This window comes from Oceanobacillus sp. AG (assembly GCF_009746545.1).
GTDB lineage: Bacteria > Bacillota > Bacilli > Bacillales > Amphibacillaceae > Oceanobacillus > Oceanobacillus indicireducens.
Window position 1 is genome coordinate 1 of the sequence record NZ_WOWT01000045.1, and the last position, 17,575, is coordinate 17,575.

At 37.9% G+C, this 17,575-nt stretch carries 19 protein-coding genes; 1 reads left to right on the forward strand and 18 read right to left on the reverse strand.

Features of this window, described 5'->3' with window-relative positions; translation table 11 throughout:
* Positions 1-85 precede the first annotated feature (85 nt).
* From GN217_RS17540 to GN217_RS19105, 8 genes are all read right to left on the reverse strand, one after another.
* Positions 86-1,579: a hypothetical protein gene (locus GN217_RS17540; protein WP_156857941.1), complete on the reverse strand. Its 1,494-nt coding sequence runs from the start codon at positions 1,577-1,579 to the stop codon at positions 86-88.
* A 224-nt stretch (positions 1,580-1,803) separates the two neighbouring features.
* Positions 1,804-2,025, reverse strand: coding sequence for a hypothetical protein (locus tag GN217_RS17545; protein WP_156857942.1), 222 nt, complete (start codon positions 2,023-2,025; stop codon positions 1,804-1,806).
* Between the two features lie 129 nt (positions 2,026-2,154).
* On the reverse strand, positions 2,155-3,354 hold the full coding sequence (mobT, locus tag GN217_RS17550; protein WP_198042716.1) for a MobT family relaxase: 1,200 nt from the start codon (positions 3,352-3,354) through the stop codon (positions 2,155-2,157).
* Between the two features lie 209 nt (positions 3,355-3,563).
* A complete protein-coding gene (locus GN217_RS17555) occupies positions 3,564-4,904 on the reverse strand; it encodes an FtsK/SpoIIIE domain-containing protein (protein WP_156857944.1) in 1,341 nt (446 codons plus the stop codon).
* Positions 4,904-5,284 carry a YdcP family protein gene (locus GN217_RS17560; protein WP_156857945.1) on the reverse strand — a complete coding sequence of 127 codons (381 nt, stop codon included), beginning with the start codon at positions 5,282-5,284 and terminating at the stop codon, positions 4,904-4,906. Before GN217_RS17560 ends, GN217_RS17555 begins: the two co-directional genes overlap by 1 nt.
* A gap of 13 nt (positions 5,285-5,297) precedes the next feature.
* The gene (locus tag GN217_RS17565) at positions 5,298-5,612 is read right to left on the reverse strand and encodes a YdcP family protein (protein WP_156857946.1); all 315 of its coding nucleotides are present in this window, start codon (positions 5,610-5,612) and stop codon (positions 5,298-5,300) included.
* A 98-nt stretch (positions 5,613-5,710) separates the two neighbouring features.
* Positions 5,711-5,896: a hypothetical protein gene (locus GN217_RS17570; RefSeq protein ID WP_156857947.1), complete on the reverse strand. Its 186-nt coding sequence runs from the start codon at positions 5,894-5,896 to the stop codon at positions 5,711-5,713.
* A gap of 79 nt (positions 5,897-5,975) precedes the next feature.
* Positions 5,976-6,116 carry a hypothetical protein gene (locus GN217_RS19105; RefSeq protein WP_232334493.1) on the reverse strand — a complete coding sequence of 47 codons (141 nt, stop codon included), beginning with the start codon at positions 6,114-6,116 and terminating at the stop codon, positions 5,976-5,978.
* 42 nt (positions 6,117-6,158) lie between these two features.
* Here GN217_RS19105 and GN217_RS19110 point away from each other — a divergent pair, with 42 nt between their 5' ends.
* Positions 6,159-6,365 (forward strand): hypothetical protein, encoded by a 207-nt coding sequence (locus tag GN217_RS19110; protein WP_232334494.1) that lies wholly within the window; start codon positions 6,159-6,161, stop codon positions 6,363-6,365.
* 305 nt (positions 6,366-6,670) lie between these two features.
* On the opposite strand, the gene GN217_RS17580 is transcribed toward GN217_RS19110, so the two are convergent.
* The 10 genes from GN217_RS17580 to sfsA form a co-directional block, all read right to left on the reverse strand.
* The gene (locus GN217_RS17580; protein ID WP_095260125.1) at positions 6,671-7,525 is read right to left on the reverse strand and encodes a sulfite exporter TauE/SafE family protein; all 855 of its coding nucleotides are present in this window, start codon (positions 7,523-7,525) and stop codon (positions 6,671-6,673) included.
* Positions 7,526-7,581: 56 nt separating this feature from the next.
* Positions 7,582-8,157 carry a peptide deformylase gene (gene def, locus GN217_RS17585; RefSeq protein ID WP_095260126.1) on the reverse strand — a complete coding sequence of 192 codons (576 nt, stop codon included), beginning with the start codon at positions 8,155-8,157 and terminating at the stop codon, positions 7,582-7,584.
* Complete coding sequence (locus GN217_RS17590) at positions 8,150-8,341, reverse strand: helix-turn-helix transcriptional regulator (protein WP_156857948.1); 192 nt, start codon at positions 8,339-8,341, stop codon at positions 8,150-8,152. Before GN217_RS17590 ends, def begins: the two co-directional genes overlap by 8 nt.
* A gap of 441 nt (positions 8,342-8,782) precedes the next feature.
* Positions 8,783-9,745, reverse strand: coding sequence for a glutamine-hydrolyzing GMP synthase (gene guaA, locus GN217_RS17595; RefSeq protein ID WP_255454420.1), 963 nt, complete (start codon positions 9,743-9,745; stop codon positions 8,783-8,785).
* A gap of 58 nt (positions 9,746-9,803) precedes the next feature.
* The gene (locus GN217_RS17600) at positions 9,804-12,002 is read right to left on the reverse strand and encodes a transglutaminase TgpA family protein (RefSeq protein ID WP_156857949.1); all 2,199 of its coding nucleotides are present in this window, start codon (positions 12,000-12,002) and stop codon (positions 9,804-9,806) included.
* Entirely contained in the window at positions 11,999-13,258 is a 1,260-nt protein-coding gene (locus GN217_RS17605; RefSeq protein ID WP_156857950.1) for a DUF58 domain-containing protein, read from the reverse strand. The genes GN217_RS17600 and GN217_RS17605 overlap by 4 nt, the downstream gene beginning before the upstream one ends.
* Positions 13,258-14,217: an AAA family ATPase gene (locus tag GN217_RS17610; protein ID WP_156857951.1), complete on the reverse strand. Its 960-nt coding sequence runs from the start codon at positions 14,215-14,217 to the stop codon at positions 13,258-13,260. The genes GN217_RS17605 and GN217_RS17610 overlap by 1 nt, the downstream gene beginning before the upstream one ends.
* A 406-nt stretch (positions 14,218-14,623) precedes the next feature.
* On the reverse strand, positions 14,624-16,123 hold the full coding sequence (locus GN217_RS17615) for an amidase (protein ID WP_156857952.1): 1,500 nt from the start codon (positions 16,121-16,123) through the stop codon (positions 14,624-14,626).
* Positions 16,124-16,173: 50 nt separating this feature from the next.
* Positions 16,174-16,473, reverse strand: coding sequence for an AbrB/MazE/SpoVT family DNA-binding domain-containing protein (locus GN217_RS17620; RefSeq protein ID WP_156857953.1), 300 nt, complete (start codon positions 16,471-16,473; stop codon positions 16,174-16,176).
* Between the two features lie 101 nt (positions 16,474-16,574).
* Positions 16,575-17,258, reverse strand: coding sequence for a DNA/RNA nuclease SfsA (sfsA, locus tag GN217_RS17625; RefSeq protein WP_156857954.1), 684 nt, complete (start codon positions 17,256-17,258; stop codon positions 16,575-16,577).
* Positions 17,259-17,575 lie beyond the last annotated feature (317 nt).

The following is a 17,575-nucleotide window of genomic DNA, read 5'->3' on the forward strand; positions in this document are numbered from 1 at the left end:
ATAGTAGAGAAATAGCGTGCATATTCTTTTTCACATATGAAATAAAGTGAAAATAATAGCACATTACCCCAGATAAACAGCTGAATTAGTTTGAAATAGATGACCTGGAATAATGTGCTAGTTTACAGTTACCGTCTAAATACAATAAAGTATTTAATAGAAATTCATTAGATATATCCTGAGCTATACTGTTGGTATAATCAACATCTGTTAAAGCTTTTTCTATTGAATCCAATTTTAAATTACTGTATTTATATAACTCCTCTGGTTTCAAAAGTATATATGGACTGTGTTCCAATGAGTTTTTGAAGGTTTTGTCTGGGCTAATTAGAATTCTATACTTTTCCTTTATTTCATTATAATTAAAAAAATCGAAGAAAGTATTCTCGTGTTCTCCAACTCCCTTTGAAAGAATAAATTTATAATTTCCGACACTCACTACCTGTAGGTGTTTATCAGTTATTTTATTTGCTTCTACGTTCTTGTTGATTATGACATCTATCAAAAAGCTTATTTGTTTCAAATCTTTCTTGAGTGTATCAAAGTCTACATTAGGTTCCACTCCTAAATAATTTAAGACCCACAATATTTCATTAAGTTTTTTAATATAGTTAGGCATGGGTGCTAAAACATTGTTATAGACATCCTCTTCGAAGTTTAACGATACTTCTGTATGATTCAAATAAATTTTTCCTGCTTTTGCAATTTTAACAAAAAATTCACAGTCTTTTATTCTTTCTCTAATGCTACCTGATTCAGCAAAATTAATATCAAGCTTATTACCTGACAAAACCATTGTAAAGCTTTTACCAAATTTAATTTTTTGGTTATCTTTTGTTTTTTCTCGATAAAACTTATCATAAAAGACTTTATCTCTTGTTCCAATATTGAATTCCTCTTGTTCAATTTTAATATCTGCTTTAAATCTATCTATAGGAACTTTCAGATTCGTGTGTTTATTTTTACCATAGATAAAAGTTCCGGAATCAAATAAATAAAAATCTAAATCCGATTTCTTGTTACCTATAATAGTAAAAGTATATTCATCATATTCGTTTTTTCCATCCAATGTCATTAATTTATACCCTTGTTCTTTACGATGAAATAAAAAATGTCTGCATAATGAATACAATTTATCTCTCCGTAATTCTTGAAATGTATGGCTTATCGTTTTCTGATGTTCTTTTCCTTTGATTAATTTTTCTATATCGTATTTTAATAATTCGGCATAAAAAATCTTAGTTTTATTAACATCATAGAAGTCTGTCATTTCAACAACTAAGAAAAATGCACCAGCTTCATTCGAATAATTCTTTAAATCCGTTACTTCGATATTATAGGGACGTGTTCCTTCACTAAAATGTTTTACATGTGTTCCTTTTACTTGGACTGGTACTCTACCAATAATATCATCTTTTGCTCGCTTATTTCTAGAATCTTCTGAAATATAAACTATTATCTCTCCATCCCAAGAAGGATAGGTATCACCCACTGGTATTTCAGGCATGAGTAAACCACTAATCATCGAAGCATGTTCTACAGCTGAAACTGCATTTTTTCCAATTACATAGTTTGACATTATATCGACTCCTGCAAATAATCTCTCTAGCTACTAAATTCATAGGACTTTCGTTCCCAAATCAAAATGCTGAATTATCAAGGTACAAAACTTGCTAACTCTATTATAGAACGGAACGGTTTATTAATATAATTCTCATCTAAATTTACTGGTTATATTAGCTACATCTGTAATCTTTTAGATACAATTCAATTATACGTAATAATATCTATAAATTACAACATCTAGGCACCTATAATCCTATTAAACAAGCTTAACAATACATCCTTCACTCCACTTGCATTAAACACCAATCCCACCGCAATTAACGCAACAATCAAAAAGCCAATCAACTTAGAAAATTCACGCTTAAATCCTAAATAAATACCAATTACCACAATCGCCATTAACACTAAAGACTGCGCATTACTTAAAAACCAATTGTATAAATTTTGTCCAAAGTTCATTATTCATCTCTCCTTCCATCTTCTAATACTTTGTTACTTGCCGCATGCATTCGATAAACCACAAAACGATACCGCCCAGGATTGTAATAAAAATGTATTTCAAAATTTTCATGGAATTCCTCCAATCCATCATTTAATGACATCTTCTGTTTTAAGCGCCTGTTGCATCAATAATTGTTGATGCCGTTTGGTTAATTTCGCTTGATCTAACATATCTTTAATCACAGTTGTTTGATTGATTTCATCGAGTTTTGTTGCGAGTTTCCAAGTAGGGGCTACTTGACGTGCCAACCATCTAAGTGTTTTATCGAATGTGTAAGGTTCAGGTTTTGTTGTTAAATAAATTTTTCTGTTTTCCCCTAAATCTAAAAAACGTTGCCATTCTACATTCATTGGCCAACTACTTCGTCGTTTTTTCTCGTCTTTATCAACAAATCGAATATATCGATTAATGATGGAAAAAGCTGTTCGTCCCGCATCTTCATAGGTCATTAAATCGACAACCGCATGATAGGCACGATCATTTTTCAATCGAATTTCAAACCGATTTTTAATGTCTGTATCTTCAAGTGATGCGCCGTGTTTCACGTATTGTTCGTAATCTTTTTCATACACACAAAAATACACATCACTTTTTAAAGAGCCAATATATAACGTATTTCCCATATCTCTTTTTTCTTCGCCATGAACCAATTCGCCAGAACGATAACTTTTAAAGCTACGAAACACAGAAATACATTCTTCATTTTTACATTTATTCGTGAGAAATGGAATATCCAATATGCCTGTTTTATCATTGATCGCAAGGTCAACCCGTTTAAAAACACCATTTACCTGAAATACATCCATGAAAAAATCAAACCATGTACGTTGTTGAGCTAATAAAAAGTTTTCAAATTGCCGACATCCTTTTCCTTTCAGTTCAAGTAGACAGCCTTTATCTTCATCTGGCGAAACCATGACAACAATGTCACCAAAGACATATTGTTCCATGTAAGAATAAAACGCATAATCTTCATGAATCATATATTCCATTTTTAACCGTAAGATTTCTTCAATAACTGGCTTCGGGTTCGTTGTTAAAAAGCGTATTCGCACGTAATCAAATAAGATTTCCAAAGGTGCTTTTGGATTAAATTGTTCTAAAATATCGAACATCGCTTGTTGTAATGTCGGAGTCGGTGTAATTTTGCCTGTTTCAATTTCACTAATATATTGCCTTGAAATTCCTACGTGTACCGCTAGTTTGTTTTGCGATACGCCATATGCCAATCGTTTTTCTTTTAATTGTTGATACCAAGGTACTTCATTCATGTGCATTCCTCCCAACAGAAAAAGATGTCAACTAAAGGATAAAAGCTGACATCTTCGTAATATGTCCTAAACCCTTGATGCATCAGGGATTATAGGCTTTTTAAACAGTTTCTTATTGTTTTTCTACCCCCCTGTTAGAAACGGGGGGTAAAGCGTGGCTATCGCCACGCAGGCTTTGCCCAGCACAGCGGCTTACGCTTCGCACGCCGCCGCACTGGGCAGCCTTATTGAGCTAACTTCTCTATCTCTTTTAAAAAGTCATGATTCTTTGGCACAAGTGGTGTGTAAAATTCGGTAATGACATTATCTCCTTTATCGACATACCCACGTCCTTTGATCTGTTTTAAGAAAAATTGTTTTTGGACGTCGCTTCCAAACATCATGCCATACCCTAGTTCGGACATTCTTCCTAAAGCAACCCGAAAATTAAATTGATCACGAATCCCGTCCCCTAAATATTTTGCATCTGGTCGCTGACAGGCAAGAATAAGGAAAAATCCAGCTTGACGTCCTAACATGACAATCTGTTTTAGTTTCGTTAATACAGCCGTACTCTCCTTAGAAGCAAGCATTTCCATAAAAGCTACGTATTCGTCAAAAACTAAAAAATGAGGAGCTAAGCCAAGATAAGCATAATTTTCCCCTGTTTTATATCCTTCCATCTGTTTCATTTCTTCACTTCGAGCCATCATATCTTCATAAAATTGATCAATACTTGCCATCATGTCTTCCTTTTTATAATAGACATCAGGCATGACCGTGTTTAGATCGGCTAAATCTGCATTTTTTGGATCTAAGATATATAACTTCGCATTCGTTTTTAACAGTGCTTCAATCAACGTAAGAATAAAATACGTTTTTCCACCACCTGTTCCGCCAGCAATCAACATATGTGGCAGTTGATCGTAATCCCAATCCATTGATTTCATGAGCTTTAAGCGACCGTTTTGCGCAATGACTTCATCAATCGAAATACGGTTCGCAATCATATCATAGAACAGGACATACTCAACATAGGAATCGTGTAATTCTTTTGATACCAGTTCACAGTACAGACCACTTTCTAACTTCTTTTCTAAATTTAACAATGGCTCTTGATATTTACTAAGCGTTATTTCTACTTGAATATGAATCATGCCTTTTTCATATCGATAATACATCTCTGGAAAATGAGTCATTTTTTCTTTTGCCTTACTAGATGGGATATCTTTGAAAAATCCTTCATTCATCACTTGTTTTGTTTCATACCATTGATTGTCTAAAATCATCTTTGCGAGCTTTTGTCGATGCATCAACTGTTTTAGATGGTTGTAACGATACCGATAATAAACAAAAGTACAGATTGCCACCAATACCAAACTAATGATTAGTGAAGTGAATCCATACGTACTTACAAAGTGAGTTAGAAATGGATCAAGTTCCCACGTTGTCGAAAGTAAAAACTTTACATGAAAAGGGATAAAGAAAACAAGCCATACACCAAACAATCCAAAGAAGATAAATTGAAAAAAGAAAGATGCGTCACCTGGTCGAATTCGCTTCCCTCTTCTTCGGTAAAATTTCATTATTTATCTTTGGATGGAGTGGATTTTTGAGTGTTAGTGCCTGGCGACGCTGTTTTCCCTTTTAAAATTAAATCATCTGCTTTGATATACCAATCCACATCTGCCCCACGAAAAGTTGCATTTGCGACTGTGTCTGCGACAGGGTTAATGAGTTCTACTTCTGCATTATAATCAAAGTCTTTTAAGGGAACAGAAGCAGGAATACTCACTTGAATCATGCGCCCTTGTTCACGAGATTTTAAATCATACGTACGTTCCTTTACTTCTGTTGATACTGTACCATCTTCGTTTTGTAAAAAGACTTCCCGACGTAATGATGAAAACTTTAATAATCCGAATGTCTTTTCTTTGTCAATGACAATTCCTTCTGCTAATCTCATGTTTTTTTCCTCCTTATGCTTTGACCATATCGTCAGCATGTAAAATATATTTTGTAAAACCACGATCACCAATTTTATAACCTTCTGCGGTAATTCTTGCATTAACTAACTTTACTTTTTCTTCATGTTCAAAGAATTTCTCTCCAGCTTCTTGTGGCAAGATTACCTCAATATCATCTGCACGTTGAATATCGGAGTACAAATTATAACTACGTGACAATGTTGTCATACGTCCGTTAATACGACGTTGTTCTACCTTACCTTCACCAGCATATTCTAAATTTCCAAACGTTTTTTCCATATTTGGAATGACATGTTTTAACTCCATTATATAAACCTCTCTTCTTTTTTAATATTTGTATTTTAAGTAAACAAGGGGAGAAGGGAGGGGAACGGGAAAAATACTCTTTCATTTGTCAATCACTCCTATGCTTCTTGTAGTCGATAATCCACACGTCCATAAATTACACACCAAAAAACAACTATCGTTTCTTCATTTTTATCACGTATCAATTTTCCATGAGGAAAAAACGGAAAGTCTTCAATCTCTATCTCATTCAAAATAAAATGATCGTTAATCCAATCCATCACTTTTGCTTCATTTTCTTCCATATAAATCACACACCACCTTATTTTAGGCAATAAAAAAAGCATGACAGATAGAATTTGTCATACGTTAGTTTCGTTCTATTTATAAAACTTCTGCAATACCAGCCATAATATATTCCGCACATGGTACAGCAATCGCATTTCCAATCGCTTTATATCTCGCATAATCACTAATGACTTCACTATTATTTCCAAAAGTTATCCAGCCCTCTGGTAATCCCATTAAACTTTCACATTCCAATGGAGTTACCAAAAAGAAAAGATATTGACTGAACCAGCTAGCAAAGTTGGGAAAGAGTCATTTGTCCATCCGAAACTTCCAATGAATCCTGATTTATTTTTATCTTTTGCGGTACTTCGCATACGTCTTTCTGGAAAGGGACGGACGATGGGTATTTTCCTCCTTGCTTTTTCAAAAGATCCTAGACTGTCTTCGGTAGAGGATGGCCCGCTTTCTCTGCAAGACACATAAAATGATTGCAGTTTGCGGGTTTTAAATAATATTTCTCTGGCACGTATTTCAATACTCAAATATCTTCAAATAAACTTCCTAAGGTTAGTTTCATAGTTAAATATTACTTCTATAAAAAAACAGAAAAAACGCCATCTATCGGCTTATAACCGTTCAAATGACGTTAATTGAATTTAATACAATAATTTATTAGATGTAATTCATTCTAATATATCCTTATTAGATAAATAAATAGCCATGTAATCTTTAATAAATAATTGTTCTTTATTTTCTAGATTTTTTATCTGTAATCCGTTTATAAATAATTAACTTATAATCATGATAATAACCACAATAAACAAAAGAATTAGATATATCTTCGAAAAGATTATATCGGGTATTTTTTGCGCCCATGACCTTCCAATAGGTACACCAATAAATCCTCCGATGGTAAATCCAATAAGTGCAGGTAAGTATATAAACCCTAGATTTGACGAAGACATTTCTTCTATCTGCATCCCCATAATTAAATAAGTAATAGCCCCCACAATAGCAATTGGCAGACCTAATGGAGTAGCTAGTGCTACAGCATTAATCATACGCATTCCTTTGTTTCTGAGGTAAGGAATTGTCATGGTACTTCCACCAATACCTAACAAAGTGGAGATAAATCCAATGCCTATTCCGATAAAGGAAGCAGATCTTTGTTTAGGGAGAATAAATGTTTGTTTTTCAATTTCTGTTGTGAATGATTTTTTAAATAAGTTCGAAAGCAAAACATAAATTAATAAACCAATAAATGCAATCCTAAGGTAATCACTTTCAATGTAGACTGCTAGCAATCCCCCTAATAAGGATCCTATAGCAATATATCCTACTAACAATTTAAAGACTGACCAGATTACATTACCTTTTTTTGCATGATTATAAGTTGAATTAAATGAATTTATAATCATAACTGCTAATGAGGTTCCAATGGCAGTATGCATTAAGTAATCGCTAGGAATAGAATCCGGTAAAAATGCATATAAGATAGGAACTACTACAAATCCACCTCCAAAACCAAACATGCTCGATAGAATACCGATAACTATTCCAATTAACGAATACATTATAAATGAAAATTCCACTAAAAATCCTCTCTCTCTTGAACAAATTGAATTAGGGCGTCTATTCTCCATCGTATATTTCCAATTTTACAATATTTTATATTAATTACACCAATAATTTGGAATTTTCAATACAAATTTCTACAGTTTTCTGGTAGTTTAAAAGGATTTTCCTTATTAAAACGATCATAAAACATAATTCCGTTTAAATGATCTATTTCATGCTGAATTACAATAGAAGAATAGCCTTTAAGTTTCAACACTATCTCTTCTCCCTTTATATTAAATCCTTTCACTTTAATTCTCTCATATCTAGGGACAAATCCTTTTATATCCCTATCAACTGAAAGGCAACCTTCACTCGGTGGTAGGTAAATCATAGAAATTGAATGACTGATTATTTTAGGATTAATAAGCATATATTCATGTTGGATACCTTTTTCATCTGTTAAAAAAGCAACGAACATCCGCTTATTCAAACCAATCTGATTTGCTGATAAGCCAACTCCTGCACGCAATTTATATTTTTCAGACAAATCGTGGTCTTGACTATTTTTCAAGAAATTCATCATACAAATTAATATTTCCTTATCTTCTTCTGAAGGAGGGATCATCACATCTTGTGTTGGTTGATGTAGAATTTCATTACCCTCCCTCACAATATCTTTCATGGTCAGCATATAATTCAAATGAAATTTACTCATAAATAAACAATTCATCTACCTTTACTTTTAATGTTTTTGATAATTTAAAAGCCAACTCCAGTGTAGGATCATATTTATCATTTTCTATACAATTTATTGTTTGCCTAACAACTCCACACTCCTTGGCAAGTTGTTCTTGCGTTATCCCCAGTTTTTTTCGTATTTCTTTAATTTTATTTTTCAATGGTATCACCTATGTCAAAATAATTGGACATTACTATTTTAACAATTTTTCCTAGTGTGTCAATAGCCTTTAAATAATTCACTTAATTGTTCTAATTCAAATAGTAGTTTTTATTCAACTCCTTAAGTTTGTTTCACAACTAAAAATAACTTTTGGCGGAGAATAACCTTCAAAGAAAGTATTGGAGTACTGCTAATATTATAAATATTAATCTCACTCTCTAAAAAAACGAATACCCAAAAAACCCTAATATACAGCGACTTCAAAAAAAAATAAAAAATAAAAAAGAGATACTGCTTTTACACAATATCCCTCATCTTTATCCGTTTCCTCTGGCGGAATCTTGGCGGAGAACCTATTCATTTTTAATCATTTCATCCATTTTACGTACCATTGAAATGCAGTCAAATCAACGTTTTCACTTCAAATGCCTCTAGTGAATTATTCCCACTCAATCGTCGATGGCGGCTTACTCGTCACATCATAAACTACACGGTTAACCTCTTCGATCTCCGTCACAATTCTGCTCGAAATCTTCTCAAGCACTTCCCAAGGAATTCTCGCCCAGTCCGATGTCACACCATCAACCGAATTCACGGCACGAATGCCAACCGTATGAACATAGGAGCGTCCTCCATCTTTCACACCAACACTGCGGATGTTAGGGAGGATGGTAAAGTATTGCCAGATTTCACGGTCAAGGCCTGCTTTTGCGATTTCTTCTCTTAAGATTGCATCAGACTCCCTTACAATCTCAAGCTTCTCTTCAGTCACTTCGCCGAGTACACGGATACCAAGTCCTGGCCCTGGGAATGGCTGTCTCCAAACGATATGATCCGGGATGCCAAGTGCCGTTCCGACAGCGCGGACTTGCTGCTTAAATAATGTTTTAAGCGGTTCAATCAATTCAAATTCCATTTCTTCTGGCAGGCCGCCGACATTATGATGGGATTTGATTATTTTTGAACCATCCGTTCCGCTTTCCATAATATCGGTGTAAACTGTTCCTTGTGCAAGGAAACCAATGTCCTCTAATTTCGCAGCTTCATCGTCGAATACATAGATAAACTCATTTCCGATAATCTTTCTCTTCTGTTCTGGGTCTGTGACACCTGCTAATTTAGATAGGAAACGATTCTTTGCATCTACTTTGATAATATTCATATGGAAATCTTCTGCGAAAACTTCCATCACTTGATCTGCTTCATTTTTACGCAATAAACCATGGTCGACAAAGATACATGTCAGTTGGTCACCGATTGCTTTATGCACGAGCGCTGCTGCAACAGAGGAATCAACCCCGCCACTCAAGGCACAAAGCACCTTTTGATCGCCGACTTGCTCTTTTATCTTTTGCACTTCTTGCTCAATAAACTCTTCTGCATTTAATTCATTTGGTTTCATTGTGATTGCTCCTGTCTGCTATCTAATATTCTCATTTTACTAACCAATGGAAATCGGGTCAACCCATAATTGTTTTCAGCAACTTTTTCCAGGTGGTTTTTAGTTTGTTCATTTCTTTCGGATTGAATTCATTACGATAAAGCATTCGTTCATAATAAGCGGTCAACATTCGCATTTCACCTGTTCCATAATGGGCATCCACTCGTTTCGCATATTCACGTAATGTCTGGTCATTTTTTCGTTCATTTCCTTCGTGATCTAGAACCGTGAGTAAATGAAGATATGCTTCTTGAAATGCTTCCTGACTCTGGTTGCGATTAAGTTTCATGGCTAGGAGCTTCGTTTTTATATTGAAACGGTACTTATACAGTACGAAGAAAATCAATAGAGCTACTAAAACAATAAGCCCCCACTGCCACCAGGCAAGACTGAAATTATGATTAGAAGGACTAGCCATTGCTGGTGCTGTTTCGTCTTCTTCCAGTTCCCTTTCAGTTTCAGGTAATTCCGTCTCTGGAGCGTCAAGTACGTCATCATAAGCATCAAAATCTTCGGTATCTGTATTCGCCTGATCCACGTGGAATTCCGTCAAGTTCGAGAAGCCTTGAGTCGGTTCAAAGGAAACCCAACCAGACTCTGGAAAGTACACTTCCACCCAGGAATGGGCATTGGAATTCGTCACTTCATAAATATGATAATTATCCCGGTTTCCTTCACCAATTATCTCTCCGCCGGTAAAACCTTTCACCCAGCGTGCCGGAATATCGAGGGTCCGAAGCAAGACGACCATAGATGTCGAGAAGTTATCACAATAGCCAACCTGTGTTTCAAAGAGAAACTGATCAACATAATCATCATCCTCGCCCGGGACGGCAACTCCTGTCGTCTGATACGTAAAATCGTGACTGCTAAAATAGCGTTCAATCGCGCGTGTTTTCTCATACCGGCTCTCATAACCTGCCGTTATCTCCTCCGCAAGTTCAGCAACGCGACCTGGAAGTGTATCGGGCAGATGAAGATATTCCGCCATTTCCTCTTCATCATTTCCCGGGTCTTCCCGTAATGCAGTTAAAGAATAAGACGTCCGGTCATAGGCTAGCTGATAAAAGCCAAGTCTCAGTGTTTCCCCGTTTTCACGAGCTTCGATTGACTCTGTGATCTGATCAAGGAATAGATCTGGTTTAGGCATTGGTGCCATGAATTTTTTTACCCCATACGGATAAACTAGTTTTTTTAAATTTTGTCCCTCTTGAAACTCTATTAATGCAGTCGATTCTTCGGTCTCCACGTTCCCGTGATACATATCCAGATGAATTTCTCCATCTTGTTGTTTGATATAGTCATGATCAGCAGATGATTCCCAGCCTTTTCCGGTATAAATTTCTTTTGTTTCTATTCGCCAATATTGATCTTGGTCAGTCTCCGCATGAAAAACCGGCGTATCATCCTGGATAAAGGAGCCGCCAAGTTGCGAATCATCTTCCCCGTAGCCAACCTTCTGTATGGTACCACTACCAGAACCGCCGACCTGTTCTGCAGCACCTTCAAGAAACGGTACTGGATCCGGCCATTGGGGATCAAGCTTAGGTGCGACAAGGCCAAGCAAGACGGAGAAGACAAGTGTAAGCATAATAGGCAGGATCCATTTTGTTTTTTGCTTAATCCGGTCGAGCGATATTTTCTCTCTTTCTAGGTCGCGGTTAAAGTTCGTAATCGCGAGGGAAACTAAAGAAATAATAAAGATTCTTATGATCGCAAATTTCGCGTCATACAGTGTAAATGTATCCAACACCGTAATGTAGACGAAAGTCAGGAAGATGAATAAGAAAATTCGCTTCATCTGCACAAACCAGTAATGCAGCAGGTAACTCATTAACCAGATTAGGAGTAAAAAAAGAAAACTCCGGAATAATGGGCTTAAATAATACCAATCCTGGCTAATAAATATATTCGCGTTCATCGTAAATTCCAGTAAAAAATAGTTCAACCACTCCCTGCTAAGGAAGGTCATATCAAAATAAAGTCCATTCAAAATGAATAAAAGTCCAAAGCCTTTCAGCAAAAAGCTTGCCCACCATTTCAACTGCAAGAGCGAAATAAAAAAGCAAAAAATCGTATAAATTACAAAAACCGCGATACTGCTCGTGTCTGTCACCTGTTCAATCGGATAAAGCCACTCCAGAAAAAGGACGAGCCCACCGAGGTAAAGGATGACATTATAAATATTTGACTTGGTCACGTTCTGTTGCTCGTTCATCGAATACTCACCTCGAGTGGGGTTGTAAGCCATTCTTTTTCCGTTAATAAATGGATTGCTATTCCAGATTTTTTTATCTGGGCAATCATGTCCTGTTCTTTTTCCAGGATAAACTTTGAACCTTGAATATAAAAAATCACAATTTGTGCGGTACGCTGTCTTAACTCTTGAATCGTTTGCCGGAAGAAGTCGTCCACCGTAGACGTGATAATCACGAGTCGCTCCATTCGCTTCTCAGTCAGCATCAATTCTTTTAAAGCACCTGAAAAAGGACCATCTCCGTCTGGCTGTATCTTCGTCAAGTAATAGCGAATATCACTTTTCCCCTGATAGGATTCTCTTAGCGTAAATTCTTTCGTTTCTTTTCCGACTGTCAATAATTCAATATTAGTTGTTCCTTTTTCCAGTTTTTTAATGAGTGACAGAGTAAGTTCGACACTCGCTTCAAAGGCTAACGGGTTTTTTCGTTTAGGAATGCATGCATCAAGAAGAATGAAGAGACTATCGCTTCTTGCCTGCTCGAACTCTTTCGTCATGACGGATTGATTTTTCGCCGTCTGTTTCCAATGGATCCAAGAAAAGCGGTCGCCTGGAGCGTATTCACGTACACCCGTTGCAACATTCGTATTTTCTAACTGGAAAAGATTGACGACTTGCTGCCCCTGTTCAAAGCTGACAGCACGGTCCAAGAGCCTAATCTCCCTTGTGTTCGGCTGGACGATCAGCTCGTCTTGCACCGGAAAGATATGTTCCTTTTTCACAAATCCAAAGACATCGCTAATGAAGACACGTACGCCTTGCAGCTCAAGCTCTCCTCTAGGGAGATTTTCTAAGCGGTAGGAAATCTCTAGCTGCTTTTTAAACCCGATCATTTTCATTTTTTTCACCGTGCGATCGATCGTTACATGATCCGGTTCATTTAAAAATGCATAGTCGTGATGTAACCTATTCCAAGTTGCTGGCATAATTTCTTCCACCACTCCGTAATAAAGCGGAAGGGGAAACTTTCTTTCCAGGTGGATCGTTACATCTATCGCGTCACCTGCCTGGACGATTCGCCGCGGTAGCGTTCGACTCACTTTCCAATGATTCAATGGATAAAATAAGAGACATAGGTGATAGAGCAGGATTGGAAGGTAGCTGTAGAATAAGAACCAGCTGACAAATCCACCTTGGAACATCGCGTAGGAAAATAATGCAGCAAGCAGAATGAGAATGAATAGCAAGTTTCCAATGAACCTAATTGTGACTTTCATCAGTCCGATTCCCTTCGAACCGGGATATGCGTTGCTCGTAATATCGATTCCATGATGTTTTCGCCCGTTTCACCGTTGAATTTCGCTTCTGATGTAAGGATGATCCGGTGTCCAAGTACAAACGGAGCTAAATATTTCACATCATCAGGAAGTACATAATCACGGTCGTGAATGTACGCGTATGCTTTCGCTGCTTTCATTAGTGCAATCGAACCGCGGGGACTAACGCCAAGGTAAATGGCCGGGTGTTCCCTTGTGCCGTTTACAATATTCACGATATACGTGTGGATCGAGCGGTCGACATACACATCATCCACTTCAGCTTGAATCATCGTTAGTTCTGCATTGGACATGACTGCTTGAATGGTTTCAATCGGGTGCTTTAACGAGGTTTTCTCCAACAGGTCAATTTCTTCGGCAAAGGCCGGATAGCCCATTTTTAACTTTAAAATAAACCGGTCCAACTGCGCTTCTGGCAGTGGATAAGTCCCTTCATACTCAATTGGGTTCTGGGTTGCCATGACAAAGAATGGTTGGTTTAGTGTAATCGTGCGGCCGTCAACACTGACACTTTGCTCTTCCATCGCCTCAAGAAGTGCGGACTGGGTTTTCGGAGAGGTGCGGTTAATCTCATCCGCTAAAATAATATTCCCTAAAATCGGACCACCCCGGAATTCAAACTCCATTTCTTTCGGATTATATATGGAAATTCCAGTAACATCGGACGGAAGTAAGTCCGGGGTGAATTGAATCCGTTTAAAATCACAATCTAATGATTTCGCTAATGTCCGGACGAGCATCGTTTTCCCAACACCTGGAACATCCTCTAGTAGGACATGCCCCTTCGCAAGTAAAGCAACTAGGCTGAGGGTAATAACTTCCTCTTTCCCAATAATTACCTGGTTCATATTCTGAATGACTGGATTAATCTTTTCATTATAAACGATCACTTCTGCCATCTTATCCAACCCTCTCTCAACTTCTATATATCAAGCTATTGTTCTAGCATTTAGTATGTAACAGATTATTAGTAATTATACCATCACTATACAAAAAAAGAGTAGTGATGTAAAAGGAAGATAGCTGGATTTATTATAGTTCAGAGGGCGCAGAAGAATGTAGGCTACAGGGTGAGGTTAGGATGTTAGAATTTGCGAGATTAGATCATCGGTATTCTATCAAAGTAGCGAGAATCGGTGGCATTTGAGCGATTAAATCAGCCTTATTCAAGCGAAAGTGCGCAAAATCCGGGCATTCAAGCGATTAGAGAAGCGATAAGCATCCAAACAAGCATACTCGTCCACCTTCATAGATGTAAAAAACAAAAAAGCAGTGAACCATCACATCGTCCACTGCTTTCATCATTTATTTTACAAAATATGGATTCCCTTTCAATCCAATCCAGTGATCCGTCTGCTCGAGCTCGGAAGCAAGCTGCAGCAAGCGATGCTCCTCACCCTTCGAAGCAATCACTTGAACACCAAGCGGCAATCCTTCTTCCGATAAGTAAACAGGCAAGGACATCGCCGGCTGACCCGTCAAGTTAGCAAGCATGCCAAATGGCGTATAGGTCAAGCTCGGCAGGAACATATCGTAAACAAGCTGCTGTTGTTCGTCTTTCGTTCCTTTATGAATATCGCGCAGGAACGCTTCTTTCTTCTCCCCTGTCACTTCAAGCTGTCCAATTTTCGGAGCGATATCCGCTGTCGCAGGAGTAATATAGAAATCATACGTTTCATGCAGAGCCGCCATCTGAGCAGCTGCTGTATCCCAGGAAGCAAGGCTTGCGGAGAAGTCTGCTCCAGAGATGGATTTTCCAGCAACATGCATCATCCAACCCTCAAGCTCGATATCATCTTCCGTCAACTCTCGACCGAGTGCCTGCTCCAAACCTTGCACGGTCATATTCATTTCACCGCTATTCATGATGTAGTAATCCTTCATCAATTGTATGCCATCTACACCATTCGTGCGTTCATCCACCTCATGCCCTTCCGACTCAAGCCAATTCACGACTTTCATGACGGCATTCTTCGCATCGTCTGACACCGGTGTGCCAACTGGAGACTCGGTGGTAAACGCAACTCGGAGCGGCTTTTTCTGAACGCCCTTCAAACTGTCCAAATAATGATCTACAAAAACAGGTGCATGGAAAGCCGCTTCTGGTTGGAACGTCTTCAACTGATCCATCATCGCTGCTGCGTCACGCACGGTTTTCGTCAGCATAAAGTTAATCGATGCACCTTGCCAGTCACGCCCTGCACCGGGACCAACTGGCATTCTTCCTCTTGTCGGCTTCAGACCAAATAATCCAGAGAAAGACGCTGGGATACGAATCGATCCCCCACCGTCACTCGCACCGGCAACAGGTACCACGCCGGAAGCAATTGCGGCTGCCGCTCCCCCGCTGGAACCACCCGGTGAATACTCAGGATTCCACGGGTTACGGGTTGGTCCATATAATTTTGGTTCAGTAATATTTTTTAAAGCAAATTCGGGTGTATTCGTATGCCCTAAAAATACAAACCCTGCTTCTCTTAGTTTTCTTACAAAATGGGATTCTACTTCAGCAACATAATTCGCAAGCAGTTTCGAGCCGGAGCTTAAAATTTCCCCGGGAAGTGATTGAGATACGTTTTTAAGCATCGTTGGCACACCAGCAAAGGGCGCCTTCCCTACTTCTATCTCTTCTGCTTCTGTTAATGCTTTGTCCTTCCGGATACTTGTTGCTAGATTCAAGTCTGGTTGGACTTCCTCCAAGCGATTCAGTGCTATTTCAGTTAATTCTTTCGGTGACACTTCTTTTCTTTCCAATAGTTCAGCTAAGCCTACTGCGTCATAGTGTACATATTCTTCTGTTTTCACTTCATCACCTCAAGTAAAAATTTGGCATTGCAACTTCACTATATCGTAATCTAGTCTTTTTTCAATATAAAAGCCTCTTTCTCTATGTCGACATAAAGAGAAAGGGGTGTTGGTTCCGTGATGCCTAATAGTCTTCTAAACTCTGCAGGGATTGTAATCGAACCTTTCGTTGAGACGTACCGCTGATTTTTCTTGTCATCGAGGCCTGAATGGTAAATCCAAATTTCCTTTCCTTTTAGATGGATCTCAAGTAATGTACCCGGTTCAAAACCGAATTTTGTCCGTTCTTTTTTAGGCAGATTAATAATACCCGATTTATCGGATGCTCTCACTTTTTTCAGGAAAATCATACTGTTCACTCCTATGCTTCTTGGATTCCTGCTGTACCAATATGAAAAAACTCACTCATTCATTCCAATAGAACGCACAGGAAAAGAAATCTGTAAATGGATTATACAATGGGAAGTAGACGGTCGAGTTGAATCGTGGATGCTGTTACATGACTATCATAAGCAAGAATGCGTACACCTAGATGTTCCGCCTCTTGTAAAGCCTCGTGAAAATGGGGGTCCATGACGCGATGAGACGTAAATGAATGACAGCCTTTCATCTGGATGACAAAGAGAACCGTCGCCTCATAGCCTTCTTGCACTGCTTGAATAAGTGTTTCCACATGCTTCGTTCCTCTTGTTTTCGGAGCATCAGGAAACATTGCAAGCCCGTCTTGTTCTAACGTGACACCTTTCACTTCGATAAAACCACCGCGCTCATCCCGGTAATAAAAAAGATCAAGCCGACTGTTTCCGAAACGCGCCTCACGTTTCAAATCTCTTATTCCATGAAACTCTTTTATTTTTCCCGCGGCAAGTGCATCATAAACAAGCTTGTTCGGAATCTGTGAATCAATGTTAACCCAGCGTTCTTCCTTACGTGCTGCAATGATGGAAAAGCGGGTTTTCCGATTTGGATTATCTGAAGTTTCTAAAGAAAGCGGAACACCAGGCTTTAAAATTTCTGTTAAACGACCTGTATTTTTTATATGGACTTTTTCAAGTTCCCCATTAATATAAACTTCAGCGACAAAGCGGTTTAACTTCTTCGCAAAAATTCCTTCCACGACCTTCCCGTACTTCATCTCTACACATCCAATCCACTTGGGTTCCTATAAAATATTTCTAATTCCTCATTTTAGCATATCATGTTCTGCTCATTAGAGAAATTTTCATCACGTATTAACGGTCTGTAATATCCCCATTTCTAAACATGAGGGAAACCCATTATGTGAGAGGTGGGGATAACAATTCGTAAATGCCTGATTCTGTTTTACTAACATTTGTATGAAAATACTTACGAAATAACGCTAAAAATGGCAATAAGAAAGTAGATCCCTTAAATCCTGATTTTTTAAGAGATGAAGTTAGTTATTCATATTTAGTTTAGAACTTAAGCTAT

Bases quoted from the DNA above. Each gene is read 5' to 3' on its own strand.
- GN217_RS17565 (WP_156857946.1), bottom strand. From the start codon at position 5,612: ATGGAGTTAAAACATGTCATTCCAAATATGGAAAAAACGTTTGGAAAT.
- GN217_RS17570 (WP_156857947.1), bottom strand. From the start codon at position 5,896: ATGGAAGAAAATGAAGCAAAAGTGATGGATTGGATTAACGATCATTTT.
- guaA (WP_255454420.1), bottom strand. From the start codon at position 9,745: ATGAAACCAAATGAATTAAATGCAGAAGAGTTTATTGAGCAAGAAGTG.
- GN217_RS17620 (WP_156857953.1), bottom strand. From the start codon at position 16,473: ATGATTTTCCTGAAAAAAGTGAGAGCATCCGATAAATCGGGTATTATT.
- GN217_RS17580 (WP_095260125.1), bottom strand. From the start codon at position 7,525: ATGGAGAATAGACGCCCTAATTCAATTTGTTCAAGAGAGAGAGGATTT.
- GN217_RS17605 (WP_156857950.1), bottom strand. From the start codon at position 13,258: ATGAAAGTCACAATTAGGTTCATTGGAAACTTGCTATTCATTCTCATT.
- GN217_RS17555 (WP_156857944.1), bottom strand. From the start codon at position 4,904: ATGAAATTTTACCGAAGAAGAGGGAAGCGAATTCGACCAGGTGACGCA.
- GN217_RS17540 (WP_156857941.1), bottom strand. From the start codon at position 1,579: ATGTCAAACTATGTAATTGGAAAAAATGCAGTTTCAGCTGTAGAACAT.
- GN217_RS19105 (WP_232334493.1), bottom strand. From the start codon at position 6,116: ATGGGATTACCAGAGGGCTGGATAACTTTTGGAAATAATAGTGAAGTC.
- GN217_RS17610 (WP_156857951.1), bottom strand. From the start codon at position 14,217: ATGGCAGAAGTGATCGTTTATAATGAAAAGATTAATCCAGTCATTCAG.
- GN217_RS17600 (WP_156857949.1), bottom strand. From the start codon at position 12,002: ATGAACGAGCAACAGAACGTGACCAAGTCAAATATTTATAATGTCATC.
- GN217_RS17560 (WP_156857945.1), bottom strand. From the start codon at position 5,284: ATGAGATTAGCAGAAGGAATTGTCATTGACAAAGAAAAGACATTCGGA.
- GN217_RS17545 (WP_156857942.1), bottom strand. From the start codon at position 2,025: ATGAACTTTGGACAAAATTTATACAATTGGTTTTTAAGTAATGCGCAG.
- def (WP_095260126.1), bottom strand. From the start codon at position 8,157: ATGAGTAAATTTCATTTGAATTATATGCTGACCATGAAAGATATTGTG.
- sfsA (WP_156857954.1), bottom strand. From the start codon at position 17,258: ATGAAGTACGGGAAGGTCGTGGAAGGAATTTTTGCGAAGAAGTTAAAC.